The sequence below is a fragment of the Halomonas sp. LMYGS-3 genome, assembly GCF_059509875.1.
In genome coordinates, this window is sequence record NZ_JCAKFQ010000049.1 from 1 (window position 1) to 11130 (window position 11130).

8 protein-coding genes and 1 pseudogene are annotated in these 11130 nt (G+C 67.2%); 6 read left to right on the plus strand and 3 right to left on the minus strand.

The window, feature by feature from the left end; all coding sequences use genetic code 11:
- Both AC5W54_RS21900 and AC5W54_RS21905 read left to right on the plus strand, forming a co-directional pair.
- Positions 1-121, plus strand: a pseudogene (locus AC5W54_RS21900) (IS1595 family transposase); the annotation flags it as partial.
- 34 nt (positions 122-155) lie between these two features.
- Positions 156-827 (plus strand): metal-dependent hydrolase, encoded by a 672-nt coding sequence (locus AC5W54_RS21905; RefSeq protein ID WP_495964221.1) that lies wholly within the window; start codon positions 156-158, stop codon positions 825-827.
- On the opposite strand, the gene AC5W54_RS21910 is transcribed toward AC5W54_RS21905, so the two are convergent.
- From AC5W54_RS21910 to AC5W54_RS21920, 3 genes are read right to left on the minus strand one after another with little or no spacing between them, the layout of a single operon-like run.
- A complete protein-coding gene (locus AC5W54_RS21910; protein WP_495964222.1) occupies positions 803-2185 on the minus strand; it encodes a sigma-54-dependent transcriptional regulator in 1383 nt (460 codons plus the stop codon). The two genes, AC5W54_RS21905 and AC5W54_RS21910, sit on opposite strands and share 25 nt — an antisense overlap.
- Complete coding sequence (locus AC5W54_RS21915) at positions 2178-4103, minus strand: sensor histidine kinase (protein WP_495964223.1); 1926 nt, start codon at positions 4101-4103, stop codon at positions 2178-2180. The genes AC5W54_RS21910 and AC5W54_RS21915 overlap by 8 nt, the downstream gene beginning before the upstream one ends.
- Positions 4100-4885, minus strand: a complete 786-nt coding sequence (locus AC5W54_RS21920; RefSeq protein WP_495964224.1) for a GntR family transcriptional regulator — start codon at positions 4883-4885, stop codon at positions 4100-4102. Before AC5W54_RS21920 ends, AC5W54_RS21915 begins: the two co-directional genes overlap by 4 nt.
- Positions 4886-5210: 325 nt before the next feature.
- On the opposite strand from AC5W54_RS21920, the gene AC5W54_RS21925 reads away from it, so the two are divergent.
- The 4 genes from AC5W54_RS21925 to AC5W54_RS21940 are packed head-to-tail and all read left to right on the plus strand — an operon-like array spanning position 5211 to position 10955.
- Entirely contained in the window at positions 5211-5966 is a 756-nt protein-coding gene (locus tag AC5W54_RS21925; protein WP_495964225.1) for a (Fe-S)-binding protein, read from the plus strand.
- Complete coding sequence (locus AC5W54_RS21930) at positions 5963-7432, plus strand: LutB/LldF family L-lactate oxidation iron-sulfur protein (protein ID WP_495964226.1); 1470 nt, start codon at positions 5963-5965, stop codon at positions 7430-7432. The genes AC5W54_RS21925 and AC5W54_RS21930 overlap by 4 nt, the downstream gene beginning before the upstream one ends.
- Positions 7429-8109 (plus strand): LutC/YkgG family protein, encoded by a 681-nt coding sequence (locus AC5W54_RS21935; RefSeq protein ID WP_495964227.1) that lies wholly within the window; start codon positions 7429-7431, stop codon positions 8107-8109. The genes AC5W54_RS21930 and AC5W54_RS21935 overlap by 4 nt, the downstream gene beginning before the upstream one ends.
- On the plus strand, positions 8106-10955 hold the full coding sequence (locus tag AC5W54_RS21940) for an FAD-binding and (Fe-S)-binding domain-containing protein (protein ID WP_495964228.1): 2850 nt from the start codon (positions 8106-8108) through the stop codon (positions 10953-10955). Before AC5W54_RS21935 ends, AC5W54_RS21940 begins: the two co-directional genes overlap by 4 nt.
- Positions 10956-11130: the final 175 nt, after the last annotated feature.

Consider the following 11130-nt stretch of genomic DNA (forward strand, 5'->3'; position numbering starts at 1 on the left):
GGGGACAGCGTATTTACCGAATTACCTGGCATGGCGGCGACTGTTTGAAACCGCCAAGCCAGCCGAAGAAGCGTGGCTTCGTGCGGCGATCGGCGGTAACCAACAACAGATACCAACATAGCCATTTCCATCCAGTATTCGACGGGTCTCGACACATGGCCGACTTTCGTATCCACCTCGGCGCCGCCGTGGCCGGTGGCGCGCTGCTTGGTATCACTGGCTGGCAGGCCACCCAGCTATCGGCTACCGAAGCCGCCTCCCTGGCCGTGTTGACCACCTTCGGCGGGATACTGCCGGATATCGACGCCGACAACTCCCATGCCATCCGCCTGATCTTCAACCTGCTCGCCGTGCTGGCGGTGGTGGGTGGTGCACTGCTGTTGCAGGGGCGGCTCGGCCCCGGGGCGATCGTCGTCGCCTGCGGCGGGCTGTATATCGGCGTGCGCTATGCGCTGAGTGCGCTATTCAAGCGCTTCTCCGTGCATCGCGGGATCTGGCATTCGCTGCTGGCCTCGCTGCTGTGCGGGCTGGCGGCCACGGCGGCCAGCTATCAGTGGTTCTCGCAGAGCGCCTGGCTGGCCTGGGCCCAGGGGCTGGCGCTGATCCTGGGTACGCTGATCCACCTGCTGCTCGACGAGCTCTACAGCGTCGACCTGGTCGGGGCGCGCATCAAGCGCTCCTTCGGTACGGCGTTCAAGCTGTTCGACTATCGTGAACCGGGCAACTCGATGCTCATGCTGGCGTTCACTATCGCCCTGACACCCTGGTTGCCACCCTGGTCGTCGTTGCACGAGCTGCTCGTTCAGGGCTCGGCGCTCTGGCGGTAGTCCTCGGCCTTGAGCCCGTACTTCTTCAGCTTGTCGTAGAGGGTCTTGCGCGGTAGCCCGAGCTGCTCGCAGATCTCGCCGATGCGACCGCGGTGACGGGCCAGCGACTGGCTGATCAGGCTCTTCTCGAACAGCTCCACCTGTTGGGGCAGGGCCATGTCGCCGGTGTCGCTCTCGACCCCCTCGAGCAGGGCGTCGAGGCGATAGTTGCAGGTGGCGCCGAGCAGCACATAACGCTCGGCCAGGTTGCGCAGTTCGCGTACGTTGCCCGGCCAGTGGTGGGCCAGCAGCGCCGAGATGCCGGCGGCATCGAGCGGCGGGCACTCCAGCTCACTGCGGTTGGCGGCGACCACGGCGAAGTGCTGGAACAGCAGCGGGATGTCCTCGCGCCGCTCGCGGAGGGCGGGAATCGGCAGGGTAACGACGTTGAGTCGGTAGTAGAGGTCTTCGCGGAAATGCCCCGCCTCGGCAGCGGCCTTGAGGTCGACCTTGGTGGCGGCGATCACGCGGATGTCCAGGGGCACCGGCTCGTTGGAGCCGAGGCGCTCGACACAGCGCTCCTGCAGCACTCGCAGCAGCTTGACCTGCAGCGCCAGCGGCATCGACTCGATCTCGTCGAGGAAGACGGTGCCGCCCTCGGCATGCTCGAACTTACCGATGCGACGCTCCACGGCGCCGGTGAAGGCGCCCTTCTCGTGGCCGAACAGCTCCGACTCGATGATGCTCTCGGGCACGGCGCCGCAGTTGATGGCGACGAAGGGGCGGCCGCCGCGCTGGCTGCGTTCGTGGATGGCGCGGGCCACCAGGTCCTTGCCGGCGCCGGTCTCGCCGAACAGCAGCACATCGGTCTCCACCTGGCTGATGCGCTGGACCATCGAGGCGAGGCGTTGCATCGTCTCGGTGCGGCCGACCAGGCGGGGCCCCGGGGCATTCTGCTGGGCCTCGAGCTCGGCCTTGAGGCGGCGGTTCTCGAGGCTCAGGCGGCGCTTCTCGACGCCGCGCCGCACCACCTCCACCAGCCGCTCGCCGGCGAAGGGTTTCTCGAGAAAGTCCCAGGCGCCGTCACGCATCGCCTCCACGGCGGTGGAGATGTCGCCGTGGCCGGTGATCAGGATCACCGGCAGGTCCGGGTCGCGGCTGCGGACCTCGCGCAGCAGCGTCATGCCGTCCATGCCGGGCATGCGAATATCGCTGACCACCACGCCGGGAAAGTCGGGGGCGAGGTGTTCCAGAGCCGCCTCGGCACTGGCATGGGGAACGGGTGCGTAGCCGGCCAGCTCCAGGGTCTGGCCGGCGGTGATGCGCAGATGGGGCTCGTCATCGATGATCATCACCGGCGTGGCCGCCTGGTCATGCATGGGATGAACTCTCCTGGTCGTGGGTCCGGTCGGTGCCATGGGCGCCCCTGTCGCGGGGCAGGATAATGGTGAACTGGGCGCCGCCACCAGGGCGATTGCCGGCGCTGAGGCGCCCACCCAGGTCGTCGATGATGCGCGAGGAGATCGACAGCCCCAACCCCAGGCCGCTGCCCGGTGACTTGGTGGTGAAGAACGGCTCGAAAATGCGGGCCAGGTTCTCCTCGGCGATACCGGGGCCGTTGTCGGCCACGCCGATGGTGACGCGTTCGTCGTCCTGGTCGATGGCGAGGGTCAGCCGCGGGTCGGGGGCATCGCTCATCGCCTGCAGGGCGTTGCCGATCAGGTTGACCAGCACCTGCTCGAGCCGGACCAGGTCGGCCCGTACCCAGACGTCGCCCTCGGGCCAGTGGCGCTCTACCTCGACCCCGGCGTCGCGCAGCCGGGCCTGGAAGAGCCGCAGGGCGTAGTCGAAGCAGGAGGGTACCGAGACGGCGGTCAGGCTGTCGCCACACTTGCGCGAGAATTGTCGCAACTGGGCGCTGATCTCCGCCATGCGGGCGGTCAGCTCGATGATCTGCTCCAGGTTGCTGCTCGCCGCCTCGAGGCGCTGGCGCTCGAGGAAGGAGCGGGCGTTCTCGGCGTAGGCGCGGATCGCCGCCAGCGGCTGGTTGAGCTCGTGGTTGATGCCGGCGGCCAGCTGGCCGAGCACGGCGAGCTTGGCCGCCTGGATCAGCTCGTCACGGGTCTGGCGCAGGTTGGCCTCGGCACGGCGGCGCTCCTCGATCTCGCCGGAGAGGCGCCGGTTGGTCTCGACCAGGTCGCGGGTACGACGTTCGACGTTGCGCTCGAGCTCGTCCCGGGCACTGGCCAGGGTCTGGCGCTCGCGCTCGGCGAACTGCTCCCGCTCGCGGCGCAGGCGCAGGCGTTGCCAGCCGATACCGCCGCCGAGGACCACCACCCCGTAGAGCCCGCCGGCGAGCAGGGCCGAGAGCCATTGGGCGCGGCTCACCGGGGTCAGTGGCTTGAGGATGTGCATGTCCCAGCCGAACTCCTCCAGGGGGCGCGACAGGCTGAGGTAGCTGCCCTCGGCCAGCGGCCCCCGGGAGAAACTCACCAGACGGCTCTCGTCGCCGCGGGCCTCGAGGACCTCGAGGCCCGAGGGCGACAAGGGTTCGTCGGCGTAGCGTCGGGTGTCGAGCAGTGCCCGGCGCTCCTCGTCCGAGAGCGGGTGGAGGGCAGCCATGCGCAGCTCCGGGCGGCTGGCCATGAAGATGATGTCGTCCTCGTCGGTGACCAGCAGCTCGGCATCCTGATCGGCCCAGCTCTCCTCCACGGCGTCGAGCAGTACCTTGACGACCATCACTCCGTCCGGGGTGGCGTCGGGGGAGGTGTCGTCGAGCCACACCGGGGCGGAGAAGTAGTAGCCGCGCTCGAGCGACTGCACGCCGAGGCCGTAGAAGCGGCCCTGGCCGCCGGCGATGGCGTCCTGGTAGTAGCTGCGGAAGGCATAGTTCTGGCCGATGAAGGTGTTGGGCAGATGCCAGTTGCTGGCGGCCAGGGTATTGGCGTCGCGGTCGAGGAGGTAGACGTCGGAGACGTCGGCGGTGGCGCGGAAGCGGTCGAGCAGGAGGTTGAGCGGCATGGCATCCTGGTTTCGCGGGGAGCTCAGGAAGCGTTGCACGCCCTCGCGGGATGCCAGCAGCCGTGGCAGGTAATCATGCCGTGAGAGGTGGCCCTCGAGCCCCGCCGCCGAGAGGCGCAGCTCGTTCTCCGCTTCGCGGACCAGGTTTTGCAGGGCCTGCTCGCGGGCCAGCTGGGCGGCCTGCCACATGCTCAGGACGAGGCCCAGGGGCACCAGCAGGATCAGCAGGCGCCGCCAGGCCCGGGAGAGCCGCGGTGGCCGGGTACGGGCCTTCATCTCACCGTGCCTCGCTGCGGAGAGGGCATCCCCTGGGCCCGGCGCAGGGCGCGCTGGGCACGGGTCTCGGCGCGCTCCACTTCCAGCAGGTTCTCTTCCACGAACACCAGGTGTTCGTGGGATCGGGCCCTGGCGTCCTCGGCGCGGCCCTCGAGGATGGCATCGAGCAGGGCGCGGTGCTGCTGCATCAGCAGGGGGCGGGAGTCCGGTTTCTCGAACAGGTGGGCGAGGTTGTCGACGATGCTGCGTTCCAGCAGGTGGAAGATGCCGCGGATGGTGTGTAGCAGCAGCACATTGTGAGCCGCCTCGGCGATGGCCATGTGGAAGGCGGCGTCGGCCTTGGCCTCGAGTTCCGGGTCGCGGCCCTGGAAGCTGGCCTCGAGCTCCTCGAAGCGCTTGATCAGCAGCGCCTTGTCGGTGGGGGTGGAGCGCAAGGCGGCATAATAGGCGGAGATACCCTCCATGGCGTCACGGAACTCCAGCAGGTCCAGGTGGAACTCGCCGTGGCGTGCGAGCATCTCCAGCAGCGGGTCGCTGTAGCCGCTGTTGAGCTCTTCGGTGACGAAGGTGCCGCCACCCTGGCGGCTCGACAGCAGGCCGCGGGCCGCCAGCTTCTGGATCGCCTCGCGCAGCGAGGGGCGCGATACGCCGAAGCGTTCCGCCAGTTCCCGTTCGGGCGGGAGACGCTGGCCGGGCTTGAGGCTACCCTCCAGAATCAGGGCCTCGAGGCGTTCGGTGATCACGTCGGCGAGGCGGGGCTGACGGACGGGTTGGTAGGCCATGGGCATGCCTCCTGGGAACATGATGCGGGCGTCATGATAACCACAATTAATTGGTATTACCAATATGACTGGCAATTCCTGTTCATGAGGAGTTAGAGATCATCAATGTGATCAAAGGGTTGCTGCCTTCTGGAGAAGAATAATACCAAAGTATAGCAGCGCCGGAGGCAAAAAAACCGGGCCCGGGTTTGACACTGGGAGGGTAGCCACCTAAGGTGCGGCAACATCGCTGTTGTAAATTGGTTTTACCAATTTCCCGGCCAGTGCGACAACCAGCCCGATGCCTTCGCCGGACGTGACGACGGCATCATCGAGGATTCTGCCGATGACGCCAGTGAAGTGCTACCCGTCAAAGCCGGAGAAGGTCTACTTCTTCGGTACCTGCCTGATCGATCTCTTCTACCCTGAAGCGGGGCTGGATGGCATTCGCCTGCTGGAGCGGGAAGGGATCGAGGTGCTCTTTCCCGAGGACCAGACTTGCTGCGGCCAGCCGGCCTATACCTCGGGCTACCATGATGAGGCGCGTGCGGTGGCGGCGGCCCAGCTCGATCTCTTCCCGGAGTCCTGGCCCATCGTGGTGCCGTCCGGTTCCTGCGGCGGCATGATGCGCACCCACTACCCGCAGTTGTTCGCCGGCAGCGAACGCGAGGCCCAGGCGCACGAGGTGGCGGGCCGGGTCTTCGAGTTGACCGAATTCCTGGTGCATGTCTGCCATCTCCGGTTCGATGACCGGGGGCGACCCGAGAAGGTGGCGATGCACACTTCCTGCAGCGCGCGCCGCGAGCTGGGTCTGGCCGAGACCGGCCCGGCGCTGCTGGCCAAGCTCGGCCAGGTCGAATTGGTGGAACAGGCTCGCGCCGCCGAGTGCTGCGGCTTCGGCGGCACCTTCGCGGTGCGTCACCCGGAGGTCTCCGCGGCCATGGTCGAGGACAAGACCCGCGCGATCGAGGCTTCCGGTGCCGAGCGCTATGTCACCTCCGACTGTGGCTGCCTGATGAACATCGCGGGGCGCTTCGCCCATCAGGGCAAGCGCCTCGAGGGTGAGCACATTGCCTCCTATCTGTGGCGGAGAACCTCATGAGCGTGCAGCGCGATTCGGTCCAGACCTATACCCCCCGCGAGTTCCATCGCCAGGCCCATGACGCCCTGGGCAACCCGCAGATTCGCGCCAACTTCCGCAAGGCCATGGACGGCCTGATGACCAAGCGCCGTGACGTCTTCAGCGACTGGGACCTGGAGACGCTGCGCGACCTCGGTGCCGATATCCGGCTGAGGGCGCTGGCGAAGTTGCCCGACCTGCTCGAACGGCTGGAGGCCAACTGCCAGGCCAACGGCATTCGCGTGCACTGGGCCGAGAACGGCGACGAGGCGTGCCGCATCATCCGCGACATCTGCCAGTCCCATGACGCCAAGGCGGTGATCAAGGGCAAGTCCATGGTCTCCGAAGAGATGCACCTCAATGCCCACCTGGAAGAGGCCGGCATCGAGGCGCTGGAGTCGGACCTCGGCGAGTACCTGGTGCAGCTCAACGAGCAGACGCCGTCCCACATCATCATGCCGGCGATCCACCTCAATACCGACGAGATCGCCGAGATCATGCACGACAGGACGGGGATCGAGCGGACCCGTGACGTCGACACCATGACCGCCGCCGCCCGCGCCCAGCTGCGCGAGCGTTTCATGGCCGCCGACGTGGGTATCTCCGGGGTCAACTTCGCGGTGGCCGAGACCGGTACCCTCTGCCTGGTAGAGAACGAAGGCAACGGGCGTATGACCACCACGGTGCCGCCGGTGCACATCGCCGTGACCGGCATCGAGAAGGTAGTCGAGCATCTGCGCGACGTGCCGCCGCTCTATGCCCTGCTGACCCGCTCGGCTACCGGCCAGCATGTCACCACCTACTTCAACATGATCAGCTCGCCGAGGAAGGAGGGTGAGCATGACGGGCCGAAGGAGGTGCACCTGGTGCTGGTCGACAATGGGCGCTCCAGCATCTATCAGGACGACGAGCTCCTCGACACCCTGCGCTGCATTCGCTGTGGCGCCTGTATGAATCACTGCCCGGTCTATACCCGGGTCGGTGGCCATGCCTATGGCACCACCTACCCGGGACCCATCGGCAGCATCCTGATGCCGCACTTGCTGGGGCTGGAGGAGACGAAGGACCTGCCGACGGCCTCGAGCCTGTGCGGTGCCTGCGGCGAGGTCTGTCCAGTGAAGATCCCTATCCCCGACCTGCTGGTCCGCCTGCGCAAGGAGGCCGTCGGTGAAGGCCGTGGCAACGTTCCCGGCGCCGGCGTCAAGCGCAGCTGGAAGGAGGTGGCCGCCTGGAAGGGCTTCCAGTGGCTGGCCACCCACCCCGGCGCCTGGCGGGGTGGCACGGCCATGGCCGGCAAGCTCAAGGCACTGACGCCCTCGAAGCTGGGACCCTGGACCCACTGCCGAACCGCCCCCAAGCCGGCAGGCACCACCCTGCATGCCTTGGTGAAACAGCACAAGGCCAGGCGCCACCGCGCCGAGAAAGCGCCACAGGAGGAGAGCCGATGAGCGCCCGCGATGCCATCCTCAAGCGGCTGCGCGAGCGCGCGGACGGCCCCTTGACCGCCCCCGAGGGCGACTTCGCGGTGATCACTCACCGCGGCTGGAGCCCGCAGGAGCGTCTCGAGCGCTTCGAGCGGTGGATCACCTCGGTGCATGGCGAGGTGGTCCATGCCGACCGGGACGATTGGACCCCGGCGCTGGCCCGGGTTCTGGCGAACAAGGGCGTGCGTCGGTTGGCACTGGGGCGCGAGCACCCGGTCGCCGCCGAGGCACGTGCGGCCCTGGCCAGTGCCGATGTCGAGCTGGTCGACGTCGATCGAGATATCGAATCCTGGCGGCGTGAGCAGTTCGAGCGTGTCGATGCCGGCCTGACCTCGACCCGCGGCGGCATCGCCGAGACCGGCAGCCTGTGGTTGTGGCCCACCCCCGACGAGCCCCGGCTGATCAGCCTGGTGCCGCCGCTGCACATCGCCGTGCTGGACGCCGATACGCTCGAGGACACCTTCTTCGACGTGGTCGAAGGCCACCGCTGGGCCGGCGGGATGCCGACCAACGCCCTGCTGATCTCCGGCCCGAGCAAGACCGCCGATATCGAGCAGACCCTGGCCTACGGCGTGCACGGTCCTCGCGAGCTGGTGGTGTTGGTGCGCCATGTCAGCACCGCAACGGAGGCAGGCGAATGACGACCCCGACCCCATGGCAGGAGCTCAAGGCGGCGCTGGCCGAGACGATACCCGCCGAGCGATTGATCGATGACCCGCTGCGCACCCTGGCCTACGGTACCGATGCCAGCTTCTATCGGCTGATCCCTCAATTGGTGGTGCGCCCGGAGAGCGAGGTGGAGTTGCAGAAGGTGCTGGCCGAATGTCGTGCCCGCGGGCTGCCGGTGACCTTCCGTGCCGCCGGCACCTCGCTCTCCGGCCAGGCGGTCACCGATTCGGTACTGATCCAGCTCGGGCGTGGCTGGCGCGATCATGAGATCCTCGACGGGGGGAGGGCCATCCGCCTGCAGCCCGGCGTGATCGGCGCCCGGGCCAACGCCTTGCTTGCGCCCTTCGGGCGCAAGATCGGCCCCGATCCGGCCTCCATCGCGAGCTGCATGATCGGCGGCATCGCTGCCAATAACGCCTCCGGCATGTGCTGCGGCACTGCCCAGAACAGTTACCGCACAGTGCGCGATATTCGCGTGATCCTGGCTGACGGTAGCCTGCTGGACACAGCGGATACCGAGAGCGTGGCGGCCTTTCGCCGCTCCCACAGGGAGCTGCTCGAAGGGCTCAAGCGGCTCTCGGTCGAGACCCGGGCCAACGAGGCACTGGCCGAGCGGATCCGTCACAAGTACCGGCTCAAGAACACCACCGGCTATGCGCTCAACAGCCTGGTGGACTTCGACGACGGCATCGAGATCCTCAAGCACCTGATGATCGGCTCCGAGGGGACCCTCGGTTTCATCAGTACCATCACCTATCACAGCGTGGTCGACGAGCCCGAAAAGGCGGCGACCCTGGCATTCTTTCCCGATATGGCCACCACCTGCCGAGCCACCATCGCGCTGAAGCAGGCGCCGGTTTCGGCGGTGGAGCTCATGGATCGCGCCGCGCTGCGCTCGGTACAGGACAAGCCGGGGATGCCGCCGGTGCTCAGGACGCTCCCTGGGGGAGCGGCGGCACTGCTGATCGACGTGCGCGGCAACGATGAGGCCGAGCTCGAGGCGCGGATGCAGGCGGTGCAGGCGACCCTCGAGGGCATCCAGGCCCTCGAGCCGGTCGCCTTCACCCGCGACGAGGAGACCTATGCTCGCTACTGGAAGCTCCGCAAGGGGCTTTTTCCGGCGGTGGGGGCAGTGCGCGAGACCGGCACCACGGTGATCATCGAGGACGTGGCCTTTCCCGTCGAGCGCCTCGACGAGGGCGTGCTGGCGCTGACCGACGCCTTCCATCGCCATGGTTACCCGGAGGCGATCCTCTTCGGCCATGCCCTGGAGGGCAACCTGCACTTCGTCTTTCCCCAGGGCTTCGAGAAGCCCGGTGAGGTAGAGCGCTACCAGGCGCTGATGGACGAGGTGGCGCATCTGGTGGGCGTCGAGTATGGCGGCTCGCTCAAGGCCGAGCACGGCACCGGGCGCAACATGGCGCCCTATGTGGAGCTGGAGTGGGGGGCCGAGGCCTACGCCCTGATGTGGCAGATCAAGGCGCTGTTCGATCCCGGGAACCTGCTCAATCCCGAGGTGATCCTCAGCCGCAACCCGACCCTGCACCTGGAAAACCTCAAGCCGCTGCCGGCGACGAACCCGATCGTCGACAAGTGCATCGAGTGTGGCTTCTGCGAGCATGTCTGTCCCTCGAAGGACCTGACGCTGACGCCGCGGCAGCGCATCGCGATCGCTCGTGAGATGTCGCGCCTCGAGGCGCTGGGTAGCCAGCGGGCCACCGAGGAGTCGACGCGGCTGGCGGCGCTGCGGCAGGACTACCGCTACGCCGGCGACGAGACCTGTGCCGCCGACGGCCTCTGTGCCACTCAGTGCCCGGTGGGCATCAATACCGGTGACCTGGTGCGCGAGATGCGCCGTGAACGTCACGTGGGAAAGGCCGATATGGCCCGTCGGGTCGGTCGGCATTTTTCCGGAGTCACGCGCATGGCTCGGGGTGCCCTGAGCGTGGCCGGTGGCGTCCGCACGGTGCTGGGTGATGGCCTGATGGGCAAGGCGAGTGGCGGAGTGCGCTGGTTGAGTGGTGAGCGGCTGCCCCAATGGACCCCGGCACTGCCCAGGGCGGCACCGATCCGGGTGCTCAAGCGTCAGGTTTCTGCCGATGCCTCACGGGATAAGGTGGTCTACCTGCCGTCGTGCGCGACCCGAGTATTCGGCGCCGACCCTCGTGATGAAGAGTCGCGCTCGGTGATGGAGATCACCCTGTCGCTGCTCGACAAGGCCGGCTTCGAGGTGATCCTGCCGGAGATGATCGGCCATCTCTGCTGTGGCATGGCCTTCCAGTCCAAGGGGCAGTTCGACGAGGCTAGGCACAAGGCCCGGGAGCTCAATCGCGAGCTGCTGGTGGCGAGTCAGAATGGTCGCTATCCGGTACTCAGCGATACCAGTCCCTGTACCCAGGAGATGCAGGAGCGCCTGGACGGGCGGCTTACCCTGCTGGAGCCGGTGGCTTTCGCCCACGATCATCTGCTACCCAGGCTCTCGATCACGCCACTCGACGAGCGTGTCGCGATCCACGTGACCTGCTCCAGTACGCGCATGGGGCTGGCCGATCGCTTCGTGGCGCTGGCGAAGGCCTGTGCGCATGACGTCGTGGTGCCAGCGGAGATCACCTGCTGCGGCTTCGCTGGCGACAAGGGCTTCAACACCCCGGAGCTCAATGCCTCGGCGCTCGAGGGGCTGGCCGAGCAGGTTGCGGGTTGCAGTGCCGGCTACTCCAACTCGCGGACCTGCGAGATCGGCCTGAGCCAACATGGGGGCATTCCCTACCGCTCGATCCTCTCGCTGCTCGACCGGGCCAGCCGGTCCGCCTCGCCGTGAGGTCATCCACAGGGGCCCGCTGCCGGCCCTTGTGGATCACTCGCCGGAGAGGCCTGGAATTTTTTTACCGGAAGGGCTTGTCGAGGTCCGGGGAAATCCGTAAAGTACGCATCCGCTGCCGGCGACGGGCAACGTGGCCAGCGGTGATGAGTGGCAGAAGTGATTGTTCTGCTTG